General features: G+C 73.0%; 22 protein-coding genes. 13 read left to right on the top strand and 9 right to left on the bottom strand.

The genetic code is table 11. The annotated features are described in order from the left end of the window. Positions 1-38 precede the first annotated feature (38 nt). Positions 39-1238, bottom strand: a complete 1200-nt coding sequence (locus tag ACWGUG_RS10185) for an NAD(P)/FAD-dependent oxidoreductase (protein ID WP_452324601.1) — start codon at positions 1236-1238, stop codon at positions 39-41. A gap of 229 nt (positions 1239-1467) precedes the next feature. On the opposite strand from ACWGUG_RS10185, the gene ACWGUG_RS10180 reads away from it, so the two are divergent. From ACWGUG_RS10180 to ACWGUG_RS10145, 8 genes are all read left to right on the top strand, one after another. Further along, complete coding sequence (locus ACWGUG_RS10180; protein ID WP_452324600.1) at positions 1468-1989, top strand: hypothetical protein; 522 nt, start codon at positions 1468-1470, stop codon at positions 1987-1989. Continuing rightward, positions 1989-2741, top strand: coding sequence for a hypothetical protein (locus ACWGUG_RS10175; protein ID WP_452324599.1), 753 nt, complete (start codon positions 1989-1991; stop codon positions 2739-2741). Before ACWGUG_RS10180 ends, ACWGUG_RS10175 begins: the two co-directional genes overlap by 1 nt. A 124-nt stretch (positions 2742-2865) precedes the next feature. Further along, positions 2866-3258 (top strand): TOBE domain-containing protein, encoded by a 393-nt coding sequence (locus ACWGUG_RS10170; RefSeq protein WP_452324598.1) that lies wholly within the window; start codon positions 2866-2868, stop codon positions 3256-3258. A gap of 1 nt (position 3259) precedes the next feature. Continuing rightward, positions 3260-4060 (top strand): molybdate ABC transporter substrate-binding protein, encoded by an 801-nt coding sequence (modA, locus tag ACWGUG_RS10165; protein WP_452324597.1) that lies wholly within the window; start codon positions 3260-3262, stop codon positions 4058-4060. 59 nt (positions 4061-4119) lie between these two features. Continuing rightward, complete coding sequence (locus ACWGUG_RS10160; protein ID WP_452324596.1) at positions 4120-4890, top strand: ABC transporter permease; 771 nt, start codon at positions 4120-4122, stop codon at positions 4888-4890. Then, a complete protein-coding gene (locus ACWGUG_RS10155) occupies positions 4887-5963 on the top strand; it encodes an ABC transporter ATP-binding protein (protein WP_336394905.1) in 1077 nt (358 codons plus the stop codon). The genes ACWGUG_RS10160 and ACWGUG_RS10155 overlap by 4 nt, the downstream gene beginning before the upstream one ends. A 9-nt stretch (positions 5964-5972) precedes the next feature. Further along, positions 5973-6584 carry an N-acetyltransferase family protein gene (locus ACWGUG_RS10150; protein ID WP_452324595.1) on the top strand — a complete coding sequence of 204 codons (612 nt, stop codon included), beginning with the start codon at positions 5973-5975 and terminating at the stop codon, positions 6582-6584. A 65-nt stretch (positions 6585-6649) separates the two neighbouring features. Further along, the gene (locus ACWGUG_RS10145; protein ID WP_452324594.1) at positions 6650-8224 is read left to right on the top strand and encodes an SDR family oxidoreductase; all 1575 of its coding nucleotides are present in this window, start codon (positions 6650-6652) and stop codon (positions 8222-8224) included. On the opposite strand, the gene cydC is transcribed toward ACWGUG_RS10145, so the two are convergent. From cydC to ACWGUG_RS10125, 4 genes are read right to left on the bottom strand one after another with little or no spacing between them, the layout of a single operon-like run. Next, positions 8205-9926 (bottom strand): thiol reductant ABC exporter subunit CydC, encoded by a 1722-nt coding sequence (gene cydC, locus ACWGUG_RS10140; protein ID WP_452324593.1) that lies wholly within the window; start codon positions 9924-9926, stop codon positions 8205-8207. The two genes, ACWGUG_RS10145 and cydC, sit on opposite strands and share 20 nt — an antisense overlap. Then, on the bottom strand, positions 9923-11617 hold the full coding sequence (gene cydD, locus ACWGUG_RS10135; protein ID WP_452324592.1) for a thiol reductant ABC exporter subunit CydD: 1695 nt from the start codon (positions 11615-11617) through the stop codon (positions 9923-9925). Before cydD ends, cydC begins: the two co-directional genes overlap by 4 nt. A gap of 36 nt (positions 11618-11653) precedes the next feature. Continuing rightward, positions 11654-12688, bottom strand: a complete 1035-nt coding sequence (gene cydB / locus ACWGUG_RS10130) for a cytochrome d ubiquinol oxidase subunit II (protein WP_336394910.1) — start codon at positions 12686-12688, stop codon at positions 11654-11656. A gap of 18 nt (positions 12689-12706) precedes the next feature. Further along, positions 12707-14152 (bottom strand): cytochrome ubiquinol oxidase subunit I, encoded by a 1446-nt coding sequence (locus ACWGUG_RS10125; protein WP_336394911.1) that lies wholly within the window; start codon positions 14150-14152, stop codon positions 12707-12709. Positions 14153-14413: 261 nt separating this feature from the next. Here ACWGUG_RS10125 and moaA point away from each other — a divergent pair, with 261 nt between their 5' ends. Next, positions 14414-15460: a GTP 3',8-cyclase MoaA gene (gene moaA / locus ACWGUG_RS10120; protein WP_452324776.1), complete on the top strand. Its 1047-nt coding sequence runs from the start codon at positions 14414-14416 to the stop codon at positions 15458-15460. A 1-nt stretch (position 15461) separates the two neighbouring features. Continuing rightward, positions 15462-16385: a formate dehydrogenase accessory sulfurtransferase FdhD gene (gene fdhD, locus ACWGUG_RS10115; protein ID WP_452324591.1), complete on the top strand. Its 924-nt coding sequence runs from the start codon at positions 15462-15464 to the stop codon at positions 16383-16385. A gap of 3 nt (positions 16386-16388) precedes the next feature. Here fdhD and ACWGUG_RS10110 read toward each other — a convergent pair whose 3' ends face one another. Both ACWGUG_RS10110 and ACWGUG_RS10105 read right to left on the bottom strand, forming a co-directional pair. Continuing rightward, entirely contained in the window at positions 16389-16997 is a 609-nt protein-coding gene (locus tag ACWGUG_RS10110) for a helix-turn-helix transcriptional regulator (RefSeq protein ID WP_378884544.1), read from the bottom strand. Positions 16998-17100: 103 nt separating this feature from the next. Beyond that, the gene (locus ACWGUG_RS10105) at positions 17101-17691 is read right to left on the bottom strand and encodes a Dps family protein (RefSeq protein ID WP_452324590.1); all 591 of its coding nucleotides are present in this window, start codon (positions 17689-17691) and stop codon (positions 17101-17103) included. A 177-nt stretch (positions 17692-17868) separates the two neighbouring features. On the opposite strand from ACWGUG_RS10105, the gene ACWGUG_RS10100 reads away from it, so the two are divergent. Further along, entirely contained in the window at positions 17869-19293 is a 1425-nt protein-coding gene (locus ACWGUG_RS10100) for an amidase (protein WP_452324589.1), read from the top strand. 21 nt (positions 19294-19314) lie between these two features. Next, entirely contained in the window at positions 19315-20244 is a 930-nt protein-coding gene (locus tag ACWGUG_RS10095; protein WP_452324588.1) for an SDR family oxidoreductase, read from the top strand. A 45-nt stretch (positions 20245-20289) separates the two neighbouring features. Here ACWGUG_RS10095 and ACWGUG_RS10090 read toward each other — a convergent pair whose 3' ends face one another. Beyond that, on the bottom strand, positions 20290-20490 hold the full coding sequence (locus tag ACWGUG_RS10090) for a hypothetical protein (protein WP_336394917.1): 201 nt from the start codon (positions 20488-20490) through the stop codon (positions 20290-20292). A gap of 169 nt (positions 20491-20659) precedes the next feature. Between ACWGUG_RS10090 and ACWGUG_RS10085 the strand changes: the two genes are divergently transcribed. Then, positions 20660-21415, top strand: a complete 756-nt coding sequence (locus tag ACWGUG_RS10085; protein WP_452324587.1) for a sulfurtransferase — start codon at positions 20660-20662, stop codon at positions 21413-21415. Between the two features lie 145 nt (positions 21416-21560). Here ACWGUG_RS10085 and ACWGUG_RS10080 read toward each other — a convergent pair whose 3' ends face one another. Beyond that, the gene (locus ACWGUG_RS10080) at positions 21561-22475 is read right to left on the bottom strand and encodes an ABC transporter substrate-binding protein (RefSeq protein WP_378884530.1); all 915 of its coding nucleotides are present in this window, start codon (positions 22473-22475) and stop codon (positions 21561-21563) included. Positions 22476-22500: the final 25 nt, after the last annotated feature.

The following is a 22500-nucleotide window of genomic DNA, read 5'->3' as shown; positions in this document are numbered from 1 at the left end:
CCCGGACAGGCGTGGGCCCGACGGCCGGTCCTGCCTCCTCACATGCGGCCGGTGAGGATGAGGTTCCAGTAGACCCAGGGCAGCACGTGCCGGTCGAAGATCCACGACAGCCGGCTCTCGCGATACATGCGCTTGTAGAAGGGGATCGTCGGCTTCTGCCTGCCCTTGTCGTCGAACTCGGCCCACACGACGGTCGACCGCGAGACGGTGAACGGGCACACCGCGTAGCCGTCGTAGCGAGCGGTGGGCTCCTTGCCCCGCAGCGCCTTCGACAGGTTCTTCGCCAGCACCCACGTCTGCTTGCGCAGCGCCCCGCCGCACTTCGAGTTCGTCGTGGCGGCGGCGTCCCCCAGGGACCAGACGTTCGGGAACCGGGGATGCCGGAGCGTCTGCGGGTCGACCTCGACGAACCCGCCGGACGAGCGGGGCGCGGCGAGCTCCGACGCCTTCAGCCAGTCGGGGGCGGACTGCGGCGGCTCGACGTTCAGCACGTCGTAGTGCAGGTGCTCCGGGCCGTCCGGGCCGCCGAGCACCACCTCGTGCGCATCCGGGTCCACCCGCAGCAGGACGCTGCGCGTGCGCAGCTCGATGCCGTACTCGTCGATCTTGCGCTGGAGCTCCTCGTCGAACGGCGCGAGGTATGCCGTCTCGGTCGGCACGACCATGACCACTCGGATCGCGTCGAGCACCCCTTTCGCCCGCCAGTAGTCGCAGGCCTGGTACATCGGCTTCTGCGCCGCCCCCGCGCACGATGCGGGTCCGTCGGGCTGCGTGAAGACGACGGTCCCCTCCGTGAGGTCTCGCAGGAGCCGGGACGCCTTCTTCGCGAGCTCGAGTTCGTAGTGGGATGCCGCGGCCGGCGTCTGCATCGCCTCGGCGAGCCCGGGGATCCGGTTCCAGTCCAGCTGGATGCCGGGACAGACGATGAGGTGGTCGTAGCTGATCCGCCCGCCGCCGGCCAGCACGACGGCGTTCGCCTCCGGCTGCACGGCGGTCACGGCATCCTGGATCCACTCCACGCCCTTCGGGATCACCTCCCGTTGCGGGCGCACGGTGATGCTCGCGGGCGCCGTGCCGCCTGCGACATGCGAGAACAGCGGCTTGTAGTGATGCTCGTCGCGCGGCTCGATGACGGCGACGTCCTTGATGCCGCGCCGGCGCAGGCGCGCCGCGACGGAGATCCCGCCGTTGCCGCCGCCGATGACGAGTACCTGGTGGTGGGTCTTCTGCTCGTGCACGCGGGTCTCCTCTGAGCGGTTGCCGGTCACCCTCGCCCTCGGGCGGTACGAGCCACGCTAGAGCGGTGGCCGCGGGACGGCCAAGGGCTTGTGCGCGGGCGACGGAGGTCGCATGATGCCCTGCTGTCAGCGGGCCTCGCGTTCGACGACGCTCCCGGTCGGACTTCGCGGGCGGAAGCCGTCGACGCGGCTGTGGCCCCGCTGTTCACCCGGGTGTACAGTTCGCCTCATGGGGGGACCCTCGCCGGAGCTCCCTCCTGCGGGGGGTCCTGCGGGCGGTGCGCCGGCTCGACAGCTGTGGGGCGTCGCCGCCGTCGCGGCGGTTGCGCTCCTCGTGGCCGCCATCGCCGTCGTCGCCACCGTGCCTCAGCCGGATGCCACTCTGCGCGCGAACGCTGCAGAGCCCGACGAACTCGTGCTGCGGTTGCTGGCGACGGAGGCGATCGAGTGGGACTTCCACTCCTCGCTGCGGGGTGCGTCGGAGATGGAGATCGACGCCTCGACGCTGCGCGGTTTCGGCGCCTATCGCGACATCGAGGTGTGGTCCGCCACCAACATCTTCCAGTCGTCGTGCTTGATCGGCGTGCATCGGCAGTCCTCGGACATCGTCGCCCGCCGATGCGCCCCCGAAGGGGCGGACGTGATGATCGACACGATGTGGCACGGCCTCGACGACGGAGAGCGACTGCGGTTCGTCCTTCGTGGCGACACCGTCGACGCGTACCTCCTGGTCCCGGAGGAGCGGCGCTGATGACAGGGACGCCCCTTCCGCCGGACGCTGAACTGGCCGCCCTGAGGGAGCGCGCGTACGGTGCCGTCCCCGATATCTGGGACGACCCCGCGGCGCTTGCGAGACTCGCTGAACTCGAAGACGCCCATGCGCTCGCCCGGATCGCACCGAAGTCGGGAGGGAACGACGATCCGCCGACGCATGCGCCGGCGCCCACCGTCCGCGACGATCCCGAATCTCGGGGCGAGCTCGACGCGGAGTCCCTCGCACCTGGCGGGCGCGGGCCAGCTCGCAGGGAGGGGAGAGGACACCTCTCGACGCGCTGGTGGGTTGCCGGCGTCCTCGCCGTCGTCCCTGCGGTTCTCGTCCTCGGCGGCGCGCGGCTTCTGGAGGCCCGCCCGGACGCCACGCTGGCCGCGATCGACATGACGGACGTCGACGTCGTACAAGGAATCCAAGCCGCGTGGGGCAGCAGTGCGGCGGGACTCGAGGAGGCGTCATTCCACGCACACCAGAGCTTCCGAGGCATCGAACCCTGGTCGGGTGTCGACGACTTCGGCAATCCCTGCCTGTTCCTGATCGATCGGCCGGCGACGGTGCCCCTCGACTACGCGTGCACGCCCTCGTCTGCCGACGTCTTCGTCGATCTCGGCGCGTGGCCGGCCTTGGACCAGGACTTCGCGGAGGGGCTACCGGACGGTAGTGTGCTGCGGTTCCGGCTGCGCGACGGCACGGTGGACGTGTTCGTCCATCTGGCGCCCGCGAGCGACTGACGGGGGTTGCGCACTCCACGAGGACGCTCTCGGGTCGATCGCGCAACCAGCCTCGACGCGCGAATCATCCGCTGATGCGGTCAACCGTTGACAAGAACGCCGCAGATGCGGGTAACGTGGCAGCGTGGCCACATACAAGATCGCCGAAGCCGCCCGTTTGCTCGGGGTAAGCGACGACACCGTCCGGCGGTGGGTGGACGCGGGCACGCTGCCGACGACCGGCGCATCGCCCACCACCATCCCGGGCGACGCGCTCGCGGCGCACGCCGTCGAGCTCGCGGCGTCGCCGCGCGACCCGGCCGACGCTCTCACCAGCGCCCGCAACCGCTTCGTCGGCCTCGTCACCCGCGTGCAGATCGACGGGGTGATGGCGCAGGTCGACATCCAGTCCGGCCCGCACCGGGTCGTGTCGCTCATGTCGTCCGAGGCCGTCCGCGAGCTCGCCCTCGAGCCCGGTTCCCTCGCTGTCGCGGTGGTGAAGGCCACCACGGTGATCGTCGAGACGCCCAGGGCCTGACGTGCACCGCCCGATCGTCCTCGGCGCCTCCGTCGTCACCGCCCTCGCGCTCGGCCTCACCGGCTGCGCGCCCGCCGAGGACGGCACAGGAGCGGCGACCCCGTCCGCGGCCGGCTCGGGATCCGGGCTCTCGGGCGCGCTCACCGTGTACGCGGCCGCCTCGCTCGCGGCGGCGTTCGACGAGCTGTCGACCATGTTCGAGGAGCGGCATCCGTCCGTCGACGTCCGGCCGATAGCGTACGAGGGCTCTTCGACGCTGGCGACGCAGCTCATCGAGGGGGCGCCGGCGGACGTGTTCGCAGCCGCGGACGAGCGCAGCATGACGCGGGTCGTCGACGAGGGTCTCGCCGATGACCCGCGCGTGTTCGCGACGAACACGCTCGTGCTCGTCGTCCCCGCCGGCAATCCCGCGGGCATCCGAGGCCTCGACGATCTCGCCGACCCGGCCGCGACCGTCGTGCTGTGCGCCGCCGAAGTGCCGTGCGGCGCGGCTTCGGCCACCCTGCTGTCGAGCGCGGGTGTCGAGGCCAGCGCCGACAGCTACGAGCAGAACGTCACCGCGGTGCTCACGAAGGTGGCCGCCGGCGAGGCGGACGCCGGGCTGGTGTACGTGACGGATGCCTCCAGCACCGCCGCCGTCGACGCGGTCGTGCCCGAGGGTGCCGATGACGTCGTCAACCGCTACCCGGTCGCGGCGCTGGCCGGTGCGGCGAATGCGGCGGCGGCAGACGCCTTCGTCGCGTTCGTGCTCGGCGACGATGCGCAGGCGGTGCTCGCCGACCACGGCTTCGGGGCGCCGTGACCGGGGAGCGGGCGATCGGCGAACGCGATCGCAGCCGACGTTCCGGCTTCGTCCCACGCGTGCTCGTCATTCCGGCCGCCGTGGGACTCGCGCTGCTGATCCTTCCGCTCGGCGCGCTCGTGCTCCGCGTGGAATGGTCGACGCTCTGGAGTGACGTCACCTCGCCGGAGGCGCTCTCGGCCCTCGGACTGTCGCTGGCGACGGGAGCGGTCGCGACGGCGGTGTGCGTCGTGCTCGGCGTGCCCCTCGCGCTGCTCATCGCGCGCAGCACGGTACGCGCGGCGGCGGTGCTGCGCGCGATCGTCACCGTGCCTCTCGTGCTGCCGCCGATGGTGGGCGGTGTGGCGATGCTGTTCCTCTTCGGCCGGACGAGCTGGCTCGGCGCGCTGCTGGCGGAGTGGGGCATCCGCATCCCGTTCACCACCACCGCGGTCGTGCTCGCGCAGACGTTCGTCGCCCTGCCGTTCCTCGTGCTCGCGCTGGAGGGCTCGCTGCGCGCCACCGGCACCGGGTTCGAAGAGGCCGCGGCCGGCCTCGGCGCCGGGCGCTGGACGATCCTCGCCCGGGTGACGCTGCCGCTGGCCGCGCCGGGCCTCGTGGCCGGCGTCGTGCTGTGCTTCGCGCGCGCGATCGGCGAGTTCGGGGCGACGGCGCTGTTCGCGGGCAACGCGCCGGGGGTCACGCAGACCATGCCACTGGCGATCTACACGGCGTTCAACGGGGCCGGCGTCTCGCAGGGCACTGCGGTCGCGCTGTCGCTGCTGCTGCTGGTCACGGCCGTCGGCGTGCTGCTGCTCGTGCGCGCGTGGCGCGCGGAGGCCCCGCGATGACCGCGGCCCGGGCGACGGCCGCGGGGCTCGAGGCGCGAGTCGTGGTGCGGCGCGGCGGATTCACGCTCGACGCCGCCCTGGAGGTGCCCGCGGGGGGCGTCGTCGCGCTCATGGGTCCCAGCGGTGCCGGAAAGTCCACCCTCCTCGGGGTGCTCGCGGGACTCGCCCCGCTCGACGAAGGGCACGTGGCCCTGGGGGAGCGCACGCTCGACGTCGCGCCGGGTCGCCGCACGCCGCCCGCCGCCCGCGGCGTGGTGCTGCTCGGCCAGGACCCGCGACTCTTCCCGCACCTGAGCGCCGGCGAGAACATCGCGTTCGGTCTGCGCGTGCACGGGGTGAGCAGGGATGCCGCCTCCCGCGGCGCCGCGGATTGGCTCCGGCGCGTCGGACTGGAGGGACTCGGCGACCGCCGCCCCTCGCGGCTGTCGGGCGGACAGCAGCAGCGCGTCGCGCTGGCGCGGGCGCTCGCCACCGCGCCCGAGGCGCTCCTCCTCGACGAGCCCCTCACGTCGCTCGACACCGAGACGGCCGGCGACGTGCGGGCTCTCCTGCACCAGCAGCTGGCGGCGACCGGCACGACCGCCGTCGTCGCCACGCACGATGCGGTGGACGCCGTGGCGCTGGCCGGCGGACTGGTCGTGCTCGAGGACGGGCGGGTGACGCAGTCCGGCCCCGTGCGGGACGTGCTGGCGAATCCGGCGACCCGGTTCGCGGCGGCCGTCGGGGGGCTGAACCGTGTGACGGGGACGACGGATGCCGCCACCTGGCGCGCCGGCGGCCTCGTGCTGCCCCGCCCCGCCGTCCCGGTCGGCGCGGCGCGGGCCGCGGTCTTCCGGCCGGGCGACGTGCGCATCGTCGACGCGCCTCCCGCGGGTCCCGGGGAATGGACGGCGCGCGTCGTGCGGCTCGAGCAGACGCCCGCGGGCGTCCGGCTGCGCACGGCCGATCCCGATGTGGCGGTGGACGTCGTCGCCGAGCGCGCGACGGGCCTCGGCGTCGGGGACGCCGTGACACTGCGCCTGGACCCGGCCGACGTGCGGTTCGTCTCAGCCGGCGACGGCGGCGTCTTCTAGACTCGGCCGGTGAGCAGCATCCGCCCCTTCCGCGCCGGTGACGAGCCGGCGCTCGCCAAAATCTGTCTCAGGACGGCGGATGCCGGCGCCGACGCGACCGGGCTGCTCGACGACGACGATCTCTGGGCCGAGATCTTCGTCCTGCCGTACGTCGCGCGCCACCCCGAGTTCGCCTTCGTCGTCGAGGCCGACGACGGCCGGGTCGTCGGGTACATCGTGGGGGCGCCCGACTCCGCGGCGTTCGAGGACTGGTTCGCCACCGAGTGGTGGCCGCGGCACGCGACGCGGTGGCCCCGGCCCGAGGGCGATCCGAAGCCGGTGAGCGTCTCGCGACAGGATGGCATCGTCCGGTACGCGCACGCGCGCCGCGGCGGCTCTCAGCCGTTCGGCGACGAGTACCCGGCCCATCTCCACATCGATCTGCTCCCCGAGACCCAGGGGCAGGGACTCGGCCGCCGGCTCATCGAGACCCTCGAGGACGCCCTGCGCGCCGCCGGTGTCGGCGGCCTGCACCTCGTCGCCTCGGCCGAGAACACCGGAGCCGTGGCGTTCTACCCGCGCGTCGGCTTCGAGCCCCTCGCGTCGCCCGAGGGCACGCAGGTCTTCGCCAAGCGCCTCTGACTACGCCCTCGGGGCCGGGTCGTCAAGCCTGCCGGGTCGCGCGGGGGCGCGCGTAGTCTGCCCCTGTGGAAGACGTCTCCTCGCCGACCGGCCGTGAGCCGGTGCTGTCGGCCCTGCCGCGCCCCGACGGCAGCGCACCGCGTGCCCTCGTGCTCGGTGCGACCGGGTACATCGGCGGGCGCCTCGTGCCGCGCCTGCTCGCCGCCGGGTACGAGGTGCGCGTGCTCGTCCGCGACCCGGCGCGGGCGTCGGCCTTCCCGTGGGGCGATCGGGTCGAGGTGGTCAACGGCGACGCCACCGACGCGGCATCCGTCGCCGACGCCGTTCGCGACGTCGACGTGCTCTACTACCTCGTCCACTCGATGTCGGGCGGCAAGGACTTCCGCGACGCGGACCGGCGCGCCGCCGAGACCGTCGCGAAGGCTTCCGCGGCGGCATCCGTGGGCCGCATCGTCTACCTGGGCGGCCTGCATCCCGAAGGGGTTCCGCTCTCACCCCACCTGCGCTCGCGCGTCGAGGTCGGCCGCATGTTCCTCGACAGCGGCGTGCCGACCCTCGTGCTGCAGGCCGGCGTCGTGATCGGATCCGGCTCGGCGTCGTTCGAGATGGTCCGCCACCTCACCGAGGTGCTGCCCTACATGCCCGCACCGAAGTGGGTGCGCAACCGCATCCAGCCGATCGCCGTCCGCGATGTGCTGCACTATCTGCTCGGCGCGGCGCGGGTGCCCGCCGAGGTGAACCGCGCCGTCGACATCGGAGGACCCGACGTGCTGCGCTACGGCCAGATGATGAACGGCTACGCCGTCGAGGCCGGCCTCCCGCAGCGGCCGATCGCGGCGCTGCCCGTGCTCACGCCGCGCCTCGCCTCGCACTGGGTGAACCTCGTCACCCCGATCCCGCGGTCGATCGCGCGGCCTCTCGTGGAGTCCCTGCAGAACGAGTGCATCATGAAGGACCACGACGTCGACGCCCTCATCCCGCCGCCCGAGGACGGCCTCATGCCGTACCGCACCGCCGTGCGCCGGGCGCTGCGCCGGGTCGAGGCGGACGCCATCGAGACGAGCTGGCAGGACTCCGAGGTGATGGGCGCGCCGAGCGACCCGCTGCCGAACGACCCCGACTGGGCGGGCCGCGTGGTCTTCACCGACGTCCGCTCCGCGCACACCTCCGCCTCTCCCGAGGCGCTGTGGCGCGTGATCATCGGCATCGGGGGCGAGAACGGGTGGTACTCCTCACCGGTGCTGTGGGCCATCCGCGGCTGGATGGACCGGCTCGTCGGGGGCATCGGACTCGCACGCGGCCGCCGCAGCCGCGACCGCCTCGCCGTGGGCGACGCACTGGACTTCTGGCGGGTCGAGGCCCTCGAGCCGGGGCGCATGCTGCGCCTGCGCGCCGAGATGAAGGTTCCCGGTCTGGCCTGGCTCGAGCTGCGCTCCTCCGCCGATGAGGAGCGCGGCGGGTCACAGTACGACCAGCGGGCGGTGTTCTTCCCGCGCGGGCTGGCCGGCCGTCTCTACTGGCTGGCGGTGCTGCCCTTCCACGGCTTCGTCTTCGCCGGCATGGCGCGGCGCATCACGGCGACCGCGGAGGCTCAGTCGGGCACGGGGGACGAGGCGGAGGTCACGGCCGCATCGGACTGACCGCGGGCCGCGCGTCAGGCGTGCGCCCCGGTGTCGACCCGTCGTGCAGGCGGCCGTCGTCGATGCGCACGACGCGGTCGACGAGCGCCTCGGGCACGGCGACATGCGAGATGAGCACGACGGCCTGGTCGTCGCGCACCGCGCCCAGAAGGTCGACGAGCAGCGCGGCGGATGCCTCGGGGTCGACGCCCGCGGTCGGCTCGTCGAGCACCAGCACCGGGAAGCCGCGCAGCAGCGCACGGGCCAGGGCGATGCGCTGCGCCTGCCCGCCCGAGATGAGCGCCCCGCGCTCGCCGACCCGGGCGTCCAGCCCGCCCCGTTCGCGCAGCCACGCGCCCAGCCCCACGCGGTCCAGGACCGCCTCGAGGTCGGCGTCGGTGGCGGTGTCGCGCGCGAAGAGCAGGTTCTGGCGGATGTCCTCGTCGAAGAGCATCGGATGCTGCTCGCAGAGGCCGACCGACCGCCGCACGTCGTCGGGGGAGAGGTCGTGCACCGAGCGCCCGCCGATCTCGTAGGAGCCCTCGGTCTCGAGGAAGCGCACCAGCGCGTGCGCCAGGGTGCTCTTGCCGGCGCCGCTGGAGCCCAGGACGAGGATCCGTTCGCCCGGCCGGATGTCGAGATCCACGTCGTGCAGCGACGCCTGCGCCGCACCCGGCCAGCGCACACTCGCGCCACGCAGGCGAACGCCCTCTCCCAGCTCCGGCGCCTCGCCGGTGGGGGACGCCGTCTCGGGTGCGAGCTCGCGCGGCGGGGTGGCGGGCAGTGCGTCCGCGAGCCGGCCGGCGGCGGAACGGACCTTGCGCCAGGCCGCCGACGCGAGCGCGACGGCGCCGAACACCTCGAAGACCGCCATGGGCACGAGGACGGCCACGGCGAGCGCCGGGCCGTCGAGGGTCGCGGATGCCACGCCCGGCGCCGTCACGAGCACCGCGGCGATCGAGGCGGCGCCGGCCAGCAATGAGACGAGGGCGGTGGTGCCCGCCTGGGCGCCGGCCCGCCGGACGACCGCGCGGCGGAGCGCCGCGTCGGCCCGCTCGATCCGGTCCCGGCTGCCTTCCTCGGCGCCGTACGCGGCGAGCACGTCGAGGTTCGAGACGTGGTCCAGGACCGCGTCGGTCAGATCGGCTCGCAGCGGAGCGATCGTGCGCTCGGCCCGGGCGCCGGCGGCCCAGCCCCACAGTGTCGCGACCGCACCCGCCACCACGAGGCACGCCAGCAGGGTGAGCGCAGCCGGCCACCAGACGAACGCGACGAGCACGACGGCGCCGAGGGCCACGAGCGCCGACGACGCCAGCGGCTGCACCACCCGCAGCGGCAGGTCCTGGAGCTCGTCGACGTCGTCGACCAGCGCGCCGAGGACCGAGCCGCGACGGGTGCGGCCCAGCCCGTCGGGGGCGAGCGGGACCAGGCGCCGCACGAGGTCGGCGCGCGTGGACGAGAGCTGCCGCAGTGCGGCGTCGTGGCCGGTGAGGCGCTCCAGATAGCGGAACACGGCGCGTGAGATGGCGAAGAAGCGCACACCGACGACGGCGAACGACAGGTACAGCACCGGCGGCTGCTCGCTCGCCCGCACGATGAGCCACGCGCTCACGGCGAGCAGCGCCACGGCCGACGCCTCGGAGGCGAAACCCGCCGCGATCGTCCACCAGAACCGTCGGGCCGGAGGCATCGCTCCGCGCAGCACCGCGCCGGCGGCGGTCATGCCGGCACCTCGCTCGGCTCGAGCCGCACCACGTCGTCCGCGATCGCGCGGGCGGACGTCCGATGTGACACCAGCAGCACCGTCGCCCCGTCGTCGGCGAGCTGGCGGATGCCGCGCCACAGCCGGTGCTCCGTCTCGGGGTCCAGCGCCGAGCTCGGCTCGTCGAGCGCGATCACCGGTGCGGCGCCGCGCAGATGGCGGTAGTAGGCGCGTGCGACGGCCACCCGCTGGGCCTGGCCGCCCGAGAGTCCCGAACCCTGCACCCCCAGTCCGTGTGCCGGATCGAGCCCGCCGGCGCAGGCCAGGTCGAGCGCGCGGCGCACGACGGCGGCGTCGGGGACGAGGTCGCCGAGGGCGACGTTGTCGCCGATCGTCCCCGTCATCAGGCCGGGTCGCTGCCCGGCCCACGCCAGCCAGTCCGACGACGCGAGCGCCCGCACGTCGACGCCGTCCCAGGACGCGTCGCCGTCGAACGCCGCGACGCCGCGAAGGGCTGCGAAGAGGCTCGACTTGCCGGCGCCGCTCGGGCCCTCGATCAGGGTGACGGACCCCGGCGCGGCGGTAAGGCCGACGGGCGGCAACTGCCGCTCGCCGCGCCGCACGCGCACGGCGTCCAGGCGCAGGACGGGCGCCGTGCCGTCCGCGCGCGAGGCAGGGGAAGGTGCGGAGGCGCCCGACACCGGCCGAGGTCCCCTCGCGCGGGCCGCGTCGAGCACGTCGAACACGTCATCGGTCGCGGCGATGCCCTCGGCGGCCGCGTGGAACTGCACGCCCACCTGCCGCAGCGGCAGGTACGCCTCGGGCGCGAGCAGCAGCACGAAGAGGCCGACGCCGAGGGCGAGTGCGCCGTCGATGAGTCGGAAGCCGATCGACACCGCGACGATCGCGACCGAGATCGACGCGAGGAACTCCAGCGCGAACCCCGACAGGAACGACACGCGCAGCACGCGCATGGTCTCGCGGCGGTAGTCGTCGGTGACGCGCTCGATGGAGGCCGCGGCGCGATGCTGCCGCCCGAACACCTTGAGCGTCGACAGCCCCTGCACGGTGTCGGCGAAGCGGGCCGCCAGGCGCTGCAGCGTCCGCCACTGCCGCTGCTGGACAGCGCGCGTGGCCAGGCCGATGAGCACCATGAAGATCGGGATCAGGGGGAGCGTGAGCAGGACCGTGAGCCCCGAGATCCAGTCCGCCCACCACATCACGGCGAGGATGAGCGGCGTCGCGACGACGGTCTGGACGAGCTGCGGCAGGTAGCGCCCGAAATAGGCCTCGAGGGCGTCGAGCCCGCGCCCGGCGATCACCGCGAGCGAAGCCGAGTTGCGCCCCGCGAGCCACTCCGGCCCGAGCGTCCCGATGGCGTCGACGAGCGCCGCCCGCAGCTGCGACTGCACGCGTGCCGCTGCGCGCGCCGCGACGGCCTCCCGCGCCCACAGCAGAAGGGCCCGCGCGGCGACGACGAGCGCGAGCGCGCCGAGCGTCGGCGTCAGAGCAGCAAGCGGCATCCCGTCGATCGCGTCCGTGACCGCGCGCGTGAGCAGCCAGGCGAACGCGACGATCACGGCGGTCTGCGCGAGGGCGATCGCGGCGACGGCGGCGAAGAACCACCGCGATGCGCGCGCGTACCTCAGCAGCCGGGGGTCGACGGGCTTGCCTGAGCTCGGGGGCGGTCCGTCGTCCTGCGTGTCGTCCATTGCTCCTTCGACCCTACCGATGCGCCCCTCGCCGTCTCAGTGCACGGGCGCCGCCGCGGCCGCCTCGATGTGCGAGCGGGTGACGCGTTTGCGGAAGATCCAGTAGGTCCAGCCCTGGTACGCGAGCACCAGCGGGAGGAAGATGAGGGCCGCCCACGACATGATCGTCAGGGTGTAGTCGGTGCTCGAGGCGTTCTCGATGGTGAGCGAGCCGGCGGGATCGGTCGTCGAGGGCATCACGTACGGGAACAGCGCGAACCACACCGCCAGCACGGCCGACACGATCGTGACGGCGCCGAAGCCGAAGGCCCATCCCTCGCGCCCGCGGGCGTTGGCGAGCCACGACGCGATGAGCACCGTGGCCGCCACGGCCGACAGGACCGCCGTGACGAGCGCGAAGTCGCGCCCCTCGCCGAACGCCATGCCGACGGTCCACACCAGGAACGCCGCCGCCACGACGATCGTCAGCAGGCCTGCGCGGCCCGCCAGGCGACGGGCATCCGCGGCGACCTGGCCGTCGGTCTTGAGGGCGACGAAGTAGACGCCGTGGGTGAAGAACAGCAGGAGCGTCGTGAGGCCGCCGAGGAGCCCGTACGGGTTCAGCAGCGTCAGCAGCGACCCGGTGAACTCGTGGTCGGCATCCAGCGGCACGCCCTGCACGATGTTGGCGACGGCGACGCCCCACAGCAGCGCCGGCACGGCGGAGCCCACGATGATCATGGTGTCGAACCCCTTCTTCCAGCGCAGCGAGTCCCGCTGGTGGCGGTACTCGAACGAGACGCCGCGGAGGATGAGGGCGAGCAGGATCAGCAGCAGCGCGAGGTAGAAGCCGCTGAACAGCGTCGCGTACCACTCGGGGAACGCGGCGAAAAGGCAGGCGCCGGCCACGATGACCCAGGTCTCGTTGAGGTCCCACACCGGACCGATGGTGTTGATGACCTGGCGGCGGCTGACGTCGTCACGGCCGAGGAAGGGCAGCGACATGCCGACGCCGAAGTCGAACCCGTCGAGCACGAAGTAGCCGACGAAGAGGAATCCGACGATCCAGAACCAGAGGTAGGCGAGATCCATGACGTTGCTCCGGGGCTCCTAGTAGACCGTCGTCGGGGTGTCTTCGACCGCCAGGGTGCGCGGGTCCGGCGCGCCCGGCTCGGGGAGGGGCTCGGGGCCCTTCTTGGCGGTCTTCATGATGAGGCCGACCTCCACGACCGCCAGCGCGGCGTAGACCAGGGTGAAGGCGACGAGCGAGATCAGCACCGTCCATCCGGGCACCGAGGGCGAGACGCCGTCCTCGGTGAGCATGAGGCCGAAGACGATCCACGGCTGGCGGCCCATCTCGGTGAAGACCCAGCCCACGAGGATCGCGAAGAGCGACGCCGGCCACGCCCAGATCGCGAGCTTCCATGCCCACGCGGGCACCTCGCGCTTGGCGCTCTTGCGCGTGAGCCACAGGCCGACGACGGCGGTCAGCGCGGCGATGCCACCGAGGCCGATCATCCAGCGGAACGACCAGTAGGTGACCCAGAGGATCGGTGCGAAGTTGCCGTCGACCTGGTCGGCGAACTGCGGGAACAGCTCGGTCGTGTACTGCAGGTTGAGGTCGTTGATGCCCTCGACGCAGCCGTCCAGCGAGTGGGTCGACAGCAGCGCCAGCAGGTACGGCACGCGGATCGAGAACAGCTCGGTCGAGCCGTCGGGCGTGCCGAGCGTGAACACCGAGAACGAGGCATCCGCCCCGCACGCGCTGTCGAACATCGCCTCGGCCGCCGCCATCTTCATCGGCTGCGTCGCGACCATCACGAGACTGAGCTGATCGCCCGAGAGCGCCACGCCGGCGAAGGCGACGATCATGCCCCACAGGCCGTACTTCAGCGACGAGCGCATCATCTCGACGTTCTGCCTGCGCAGCAGGTGCCAGGCCGAGATCGAGATGATGACGCCGGCGGTCATCATGAACGCAGCGAACAGGGTGTGGGGGAGCGCGGCGAGCGCCACCGGGTTGGACAGCACGGCGAAGAAGTCGGTCATCTCGGCGCGCGAGCCGTCGTCGGCCATGCGGAAGCCGACCGGGTTCTGCATGAAGGCGTTGGCCGCGAGGATGAAGTACGCCGAGAACCACGCGCCGACGGTGGCGATCCAGATGCTCGCGAGGTGGAGGGCGCGCGGCAGCTTGTCCCACCCGAAGATCCACAGGCCGATGAAGGTCGCCTCGAAGAAGAAGGCCATGAGGCCCTCGAAGGCGAGCGGGGCGCCGAAGACGTCGCCGACGAACCGCGAGTAGGCCGACCAGTTCATGCCGAACTGGAACTCCTGCACGATGCCGGTGACGACGCCCATCGCGAAGTTGATGAGGAAGATCTTGCCGAAGAAGCGGGTGAGGTGAAGCCACTTCACATTCCCCGTGCGGAACCACGCCGTCTGGAAGATCGCGACGGTCAGCGCCATGCCCAGCGTGAGGGGCACGAAGAGGAAGTGGTACAGCGTCGTGAGGCCGAACTGCCAGCGCGCCAGCAGGAGAGGGTCCAGCAGATCCACGATGCGTTCTCCGATCGCTTCGGACGTGGTCTGACCACAGTAACATGTGGTCAGACCACACGGGCGACATTTCCCCGCAGGGCGCCCGTCGCACCCCAGCGTGGCAGGAACGCCGTCGGCCGACGGCCTCGCCGGCCGTGAATAATCGGGCGGCCGCGGCGCCCCCGCCTCCCGACGCGGCTACCCTCGAACCATGGCGAGTCGGGCACTGCGAACGGGGCCGTCCGCGTGACCGCGATCCCGGTCACGATCGGACGACGGATGCCGCTGCCCCCGGCATCCGCTCAATCCGCTGCGGACGCCGGCCTCGGCGCGCCGCTGGTGGACACGCACGGACGCGTGCACCGCGACCTGCGGATCTCGCTCACCGACCGGTGCTCGCTGCGCTGCACCTACTGCATGCCCGAACAGGGCAACGAGTGGCTCGCGAAGACGAGCATCCTGTCCCTCGACGAGATCGAGCGCATCGCGCGCGTGGCCGCGGCCGACGGCATCACCACGTTCCGGCTCACCGGCGGCGAGCCGCTGCTGCGCACCGACATCGTCGAGGTGGTGCGTCGCCTCGCGGCGATCATCGGCCCGTCCGGCAGTCCCGTCGAGATCGCGATGACGACGAACGGCATCCGTCTTCCCGAGCTGCTGCCCGCGCTCGTCGACGCCGGCCTGCAGCGCCTCAACGTCTCCATCGACACGCTCCGGCGCGACCGCTTCCGCGAGCTCACGCGCCGTGACCGCCTCGAGGACGTGCTGGCGGGAATCGCGGCGGCCGAGGCATCGGGCCTGCGTCCCCTCAAGCTCAACGCGGTGGCCATGCGAGACGTCAACGACGACGAGCTGGTCGACCTCGTGGAGTTCGCGATCCGCCACGATGCGCAGATGCGCTTCATCGAGCAGATGCCCCTCGACGCCGGTCACACATGGGACCGCGCACGCATGGTCACGCAGGACGAGATCCTCGCGACCCTGTCGGCGCGATGGACGCTCACCCCCGTGCCCGGGCGCGGAGGAGCGCCGGCCGCCCGCTGGATGCTCGACGGCGGCCCCCACTCGGTGGGCGTCATCGCCTCGGTCACCGCGCCCTTCTGCGGCGACTGCGACCGGCTGCGCCTCACGGCCGACGGCCAGCTGCGCAACTGCCTGTTCTCCACGACCGAGTACGACCTGCTCCCGATCCTCCGCGCCGGGGGCGACGAGGGCGAGATCGACGGGATGCTGCGCTCCTGCGTGCGGGGGAAGATGCCGGGGCACGCCATCAACGATCCGTCGTTCCTGCAGCCCGCGCGCGGCATGAACGCCATCGGCGGCTGACGTGGGACGCCTCACCACCCGCACCCCCGTAACCCGCATCGCGCTCGGCGACGGCGGCGCGGCCGTCCGGCGCCGCGCCGACACCGTCGTCGTGGAGGAGCCGCTGGAGATCCGCATCGGCGGCGAGGCGCTGACCGTCACGATGCGGACCCCCGGGCATGATCTCGAGCTCGCCGCAGGATTCCTGGTGTCGGAGGGTGTCATCACCGAGGGCCGCGACGTCCGGTCGGCGATCCACTGCGGCGGTCCCGGCACCGGGGCTGCGGCCGCTCCCGCCGGCGACGGGCCGCTCCTCACGATCGGGCCGGCCCTGGTCGGCACGGCCGCGGCCACCGAGAACACGTACAACGTCCTGGACATCGCGCTCGCCGCGGGAGTCACGCCGCCGGTGACCGACATCGCGCGCAACTTCTACACGACCAGCTCGTGCGGCGTGTGCGGAACGGCGTCGATCGAGGCGATCGAGAAATCATCGCGCTACGACGTGTCGACGGATGCCGCGACCGTCGACGCGGTGACCCTGGCGGCGCTCCCCGACGCGCTGCGGGCCGGGCAGGCGGTGTTCGACAAGACCGGGGGTCTGCACGCCGCGGCGCTCTTCGACGCCGCCACCGGCGAGCTCCTCGTCCTTCGCGAGGACGTCGGCCGCCACAACGCCGTCGACAAGGTCGTGGGGTGGGCGGTGCTGGAGGACCGCCTTCCGCTGGGCGGCACCGTGCTGCAGGTGTCGGGCCGGGCGAGCTTCGAACTCGTGCAGAAGGCGGTCATGGCCGGCATCCCGGTGCTCTCCGCCGTCTCGGCGCCGTCCTCGCTCGCGGTGGAGCTGGCGGCCGCCTCGGGGCTCACCCTCGTCGGGTTCGTGCGCGGGTCGTCGATGAACGTCTACGCGCGGCCCGACCGCGTGCGGGTGCCGGCGCCGGGCTGACGCTCAGGCGGGGGCCGCGGCGAGCTGCACGACGCACTGCGTCGGGTCGCACGACGGCGCGATACCCTCGACCCGCAGCGGTCCGCCGGCCTGCGCGAGCACGCTGTCCATGAGGCCGACGTGGACGCCGCACAGCACGCCCCGATGGTCGGCCGAGGCCGCATGCGGGCAGGGCGTGAGGTCGACCGTCAGCTCCCGCTCGTCGACCACGGGGTCGAATCCGGCGTCGCCCAGGTCCTCCACGAGTGCGTCGAGCTGGTGCAGGGCATCCGCGCCGAGCTCGGCATCCGCGTCCGATCCGTACACGCGGCGCAGGAGGTCGCCTCGGCGCGCCGCCTCCTCGGCCCGGCGCGCCGCCACGGGGCTCGACGCCTGCGCGGCGCCCGTCGCCGCCGAGTAGAGCACGCGCGGTCGCCCGCGGGTGGTGCGACGCTCGGTCTCGGCGATGACGTAGCCGGCGTCGATGAGACGCTGCACGTGCTCGCGGACCGTGTTGGCGTGGAGTCCGGTCGCCTCGACGAGCTCGGCGACGGCCCGCTGCGGGCGCTCCTGCAGCAGACGCATGATCTCGACGCGCGAATAGCTCGAGATCGCGCTGTAGCCGCCGGTCATGCTCCCATTATCGCGGCCGCGGTCGCGCGACCGTGCCGCCGTGCCCGGACGCGGCGCTGCCCGCCGGTCCGGGGACGGGCGGGCAGCGTCAGGGCGCCTGGGATCACCGCTGCGGGGTGCGGTTCTCCGCGCTCACCATCCACGAGAGCTGCTCCACCCGCTCGAGGATGGCGTGCAGGATGTCGGCACTCGTGGGGTCTTCTTCGTCGACGTCGTCGTGGACGTCGCGGCACGTCGCGGCCACGGCATCCAATCGCTCCGTCATCAGATCGACGACTTCCGTCGTCGCGATCTCACCCTGCGGGAACTCCGGGAGGGTGGTGGTCCGTGCGACTTCGTCGCTGCGTCCGTCGGGAAGCGCGTGCAGCGAGCGCATGCGCTCGGCGACGGTGTCGGCGAAGTCGCGTGCGGCTTCGATGATCTCGTCGAGCTGCAGGTGGGTGTCGCGGAAGTTGCGGCCCACCACGTTCCAATGCGCCTGCTTGCCCTGCAGCGAGAGCTCGATGAGGTCGACCAGCACCTTCTGCAGGTTCTCGCTGAGCGTCTCGGAGGCCGTGAAGCCCCGCTCCGCATTCTGCTCCGGCGTGAGCTCGGCGCCGGCTCCGCCGCGCGCGGCCCGCCTCTTGTTGGCCGAGGCTCCGGAGGAGTTCGTGCTGCTCTTCGCCGTGCTCTTCTTCGCGGTCGTCGTCGCCACTGTCGCTCCGTTTCGTCGGTCGCCTGCCGCGGGGGACCGGCCGTGAGGGATCCGCGCCGCGGTGGGGTGTGTCATCGACGGTAGCCAGAGCCGGCCGCGCAGGCCCGGGGATTGCCCTCCGCGCGTCCGCGTGCTAACGGCTGACGCGGCGCCGGTGGTCGTGGTGGGATGGAACCGATGACTCCGACCGCTCTGCCGTCCGCCGTCGACATCGCCGCCGCCGTGCGCCGGGGCGAGACGACCGCCGTGGCCGTCGTCGAAGCGCACCTCGACCGGATCGCGCACCGCAACGGTGACCTCAACGCGCTCACCGTCGTCTTCGCCGGCAGGGCACGGGCTGCGGCCGCCGACGTGGACGCGGCCATCGCCGACGGGCGCGATCCGGGTCCGCTCGCCGGGGTCCCGGTGTCGGTGAAGGAGAACATCGAGCTCACATGGTCGGCGACCACGAACGGCTGGCGCGGCCTCGCCGACGCCGTGCCGGCGCGCGACGCGACGATCGTCCGGCGACTGCGGGCGGCGGGCGCCGTGCCCATCGGTCGCGGCAACATGCCCGACTTCGGCATGCGCTGGGACACCGACAACGATCTCTTCGGCCGCACGCTCAACCCATGGGACCGCGGGCGCAGCCCCGGCGGATCCAGCGCCGGCGACGCCGTGGCCGCGGCGACGGGCATGAGCGCCGTCGGGCTCGGGAACGACTTCGGCGGATCCCTTCGCCTTCCCGCCTACGCGGCCGGGATCGTGGGGATGCGTCCCACGCGCGGACGCGTTCCCCGGGCGGCGGTGCAGGACCGTCCGGTCGCGCTGACGCTGCAGGAGTTCTCGGTCAATGGACCCCTGGCGCGCAGCGTCGACGACGTCGGCCTCGCGCTCGACGTGATGAGCGGGTGGGATGCCGACGACCCGGTCTCGCTCGACGCGCCGTCTCTCCGCGCCGACGACGTTCCGCGTCGCGTCGGCGTGGTGCGCGACCCGGGCGGAGCGCCGGTCGACCGCGACGTCGCCGCGGGCATCGAGCGCGCCGCCGAGGCACTCCGCCGGGCCGGGTGGGAGACGGTCGACCTCGACCCACCTCTGCTCGAGGAGGCTGCGGTGCTGTGGCGCAGGCTCTCGTGCACCGACATGCTGATCTCCCTCGACCCCGCCGCCCTCGGCCAGCCGCTCGGGCGCTCGGCGACCGCGTTCCTGCGCGACAGCACGGCGGCGGCCCGGCCGTACGAGACGGCGCGCGAGTACGCCGCGGCTTGGGCGCGGCGCGCGGTGATCGCGGCGGAATGGCGGCGGCTCCAGACCGAGGTCCCGCTGATCCTCGGGCCGGTCTCGACGACGAGGATGCGCGAACCGGACTACGACCTCGGCGGAACGTCCGCAGCCGACGAAGCCTGGCGCGCACTGTGGCTCACCGTGGCGGCCAACTTCCTGGGGCTGCCGGCGCTCGCGCTCCCCACCGGCATGGGCGGCGACGGGATGCCGACCGGCGTGCAGCTGATCGGCCCGCCGTTCGGTGAGGCGATCGTGCTCGCGGCGGGCCGGGCCGTGGAGACCGGTGCGGGTCCACTGCCCGTGGTATCAGCGGCATCTGTCGCCCCTCCTGACTGACGGACGCCGAACGGAGGACCCATGGCCCGCACTCCCGCCCCGCCTGTGGCGCTGCCCGACCTGCGGGGCCGCACGGCTCTGATCACCGGGGCGAGCGACGGCGTCGGAGTGGAGATCGCGCGCGGGCTGGCCGCGGCAGGAGCCGACCTGGTGCTGCCGGTCCGTCGCCGCGAGAAGGGCGAGCGCGCGGTCACGGGCCTGCGCAGCACGGCCCCGCAGACCCGCATCGAGCTTCGCGATCTCGACCTCGCCCGGCTGGACTCCGTCGCCGCACTGGCGGCGGCCCTCACCGCGGAACGCGCGCCCCTCGACATCGTGGTGCTCAACGCGGGCATCGTGCTGCTCGGAGACGGCGAGCGGCACACGAGCGTCGACGGCTTCGAGCTGCACTTCCAGACCAACTTCCTCGGGCACTTCGCGCTCGCCACCGCGCTCCTGCCGCTGCTGCGCGACCGGCGCACCCGGGTCGTGATCCAGCTGAGCCTCGCCGCCGGTGTGGCACGGCTCGCGTGGGACGACCTGCAGAGCGAGCGTCGCTACGCGCCCCTGCGCGCGTACGGCGCATCGAAGGTCGCGCTCGGGCTGTTCGGTTACGAGCTCGCGCGGCGCTCCGCCGCGAGCGACGGGCGTCTGACGGTGCACCTCAGCCATCCGGGCATCGCGCCCGGCACCGCCATCGCGCCCGCGATGCGCGAGCGCAGGCGCGGCGGTGCGGGCGAGGCGCTGGCCGAGCGATGGGGCAACACGCCCGCCGAGGCCGCGCAGCCGGCCCTGCTGGCCACGGTGACGGATGCCGCGCCTCCCGGCTTCTTCGGACCGCTCGGACCGCTGCACCTCGGGGGTGCTGCCGGTCCGCTGAAGGCATACCGGCGGGTCACGGATCCGGCTGCCGGCGCGCGGGTCTGGGACGTCGCCGAGCGCCTGCTCTCCGGACGCGTGCGCGCACGGTGACGCCCGGGTGGACGTGTCCGGCACGCGCCTGAGCAGCGGTGATGCTCAGGGGAACGGCGTCTCGGGCGTCTGCGGGAACGTCGGCTCTTCGGGGTTGGGCGCGAGCGGCTCGTCCGGCCAGGGTGCCGGCGGTTCCGTCGGCAGCCCGGGCGGCGGGTCGGCGGGTGCCGGCGAGGGCGGGCCCGGCGGCACTTCGCCGGGCGGCGTCTGGCCCGGGAGCGGTTCGGGGAGGGTCGGATCGGTCATCTCACTCCTGCCGTCGTGTCGCGGCGGCGCCGCTGACGTCCTCCCACCTTCGACCCTGCGCGGACCGCGCGCGAGGGTCTTGACCGCGTCGGACCGCCGCGGTACCGGACGCCGAGAGGGTGCCCGCGGCTGCGTGGGGCGGTGCCAACAGCTCCGTAGGCTGGAGGGCGTGGCATCCGTTCTCAACGTCTCGGCGTACCTGTTCACCCGCATCGCCGACCCCGGCGCGCTGCGGCAGGTGCTGCGCGAGCGAGCGCTCGCGGCCGGGCTCAAGGGCACGATTCTGATCGCGGAGGAGGGCGTCAACCTGTTCCTCGCGGGCGCGGCCGACGCCGTGCGCCCCTTCATCGACGAGCTGCGGATCGACCCCCGGTTCGCGCCGCTGACCACGAAGGAGAGCTGGTCCGACGCGCAGCCCTTCGGGAAGATGCTCGTCAAGGTCAAGCGCGAGATCATCCGCATGGACCACCCGACGATCCGCCCGGACGCCGAGCGCGCGCCCGCTGTCGCGCCCGAGACGCTGCGTCGGTGGCTGGACGAGGGACGCGACGACCGGGGTCGAGAGGTCGTGCTGGTCGACACCAGGAACGCGTTCGAGGTGGACTACGGCGCTTTCGACGGTGCGATCGACTGGCGCATCGAGCGGTTCACGCAGTTCCCGGATGCCGCGGCCGCCGCCGCGCCCGACCTCGCCGGCAAGACCGTCGTGAGCTACTGCACGGGCGGCATCCGCTGCGAGAAGGCCGCGATCTACCTGCGCGAGGCGGGCGTGGACGCCTATCAGCTGGACGGCGGCATCCTGGGGTACTTCGAGCGCGTCGGCGGCGCCCACTGGAACGGCGACTGCTTCGTGTTCGACGGGCGCGAAGCCCTCACGCCGGCACTCGCCCCGCGCTCCACCGCCCCGCGCCCTGCGGCGGCGTGAGCGTTCCGCCGGCCTCTCGGCGCACCTGCGGGCTCGCGCAACGCCCGCGGTGCGCGGTGCCATCCGGGTTGAGCGTCTGTCACGCGCGACGCCCCGCCCGGCCGGAAGGCGGCCGGGCGGGGCGTGACGTGTCATGCCGGGAGCGTCAGGCCAGTCCGTTGTCGGCGAGCCACGCGGCGGCGATGTCCTCGGCGGAGAGCTGCTCCTCGGTGGACTGCACGTTCATCGCCACCAGGCCCTCGGGGGTCAGCGCGGCGCTCACGGCGTTGATGACGTCGGCGATCTCCTCGGCGACGTCGGCGTTCACCAGCGGGACGACGTTGGACGCGAGGAACAGACCCTCCGGGTCCTCCAGCGTCACCAGATCCTCGGTCTCGATGCGCGGGTCGGCGCTGTAGACGTTGGCGACCTGGATGTTGCCCGCGACGAGCTCCTCGACCGTGGTGTCGGCGGTGGCCTGGAACGACACGGTCACGCCGTACACCTCTTCGAGGCCCTTCGGGCCGTAGGGGCGCTCCTCGAGCTCGGGCGCGCCGCCGAGCACGAGCCCGTCGATGCCGGCGAGGTCGGCGATGGAGGCGACCCCGTTCTCCTCGGCGAACGCGGCTGTGACGTTGTACGAGTCCTGATCGGTCGCCGAGGACTGCTCGAGGACGGTCAGCCCGTCGGGGAGGGCGTCCTGCAGCGCCGCGTACACGTCGTCGGGCGTGGTGGCGGTGGTGTCCGGCTCGAAGTACTGCAGGAGGTTTCCGGTGTACTCGGGGAACAGGTCGATCGAGCCGTCCTCGATGGCCGGCATATAGGCGTCGCGCTGGCCGATGTTGAAGTCGCGCTCGACGGTGAAGCCTTCGGCCTCGAGGGCCTGGGCGTAGATCTCGGCGATGATCTCGTTGGAGTAGTACGCCTGCGACCCGATGACGATGGTCGACGAGTCGCCGGCGTCGCCGGTGTCTCCGCCGTCGCTCTCGAGCGGGTCGCTGGAGGCGCACCCGGCGAGGGTGAGCGCGGTGACGGCTGTCGCAGCGAGCGCCAGGGCGAGGCGGGTGCGTGCTGTGGACATGGGGGAACCTCCGATGTGGTGAGGG

Source organism: Microbacterium sp. NPDC055455 (genome assembly GCF_053619935.1).
Note: the sequence above shows the minus strand (reverse complement) of the source record. Positions and strands in the feature narration are given on the sequence as shown.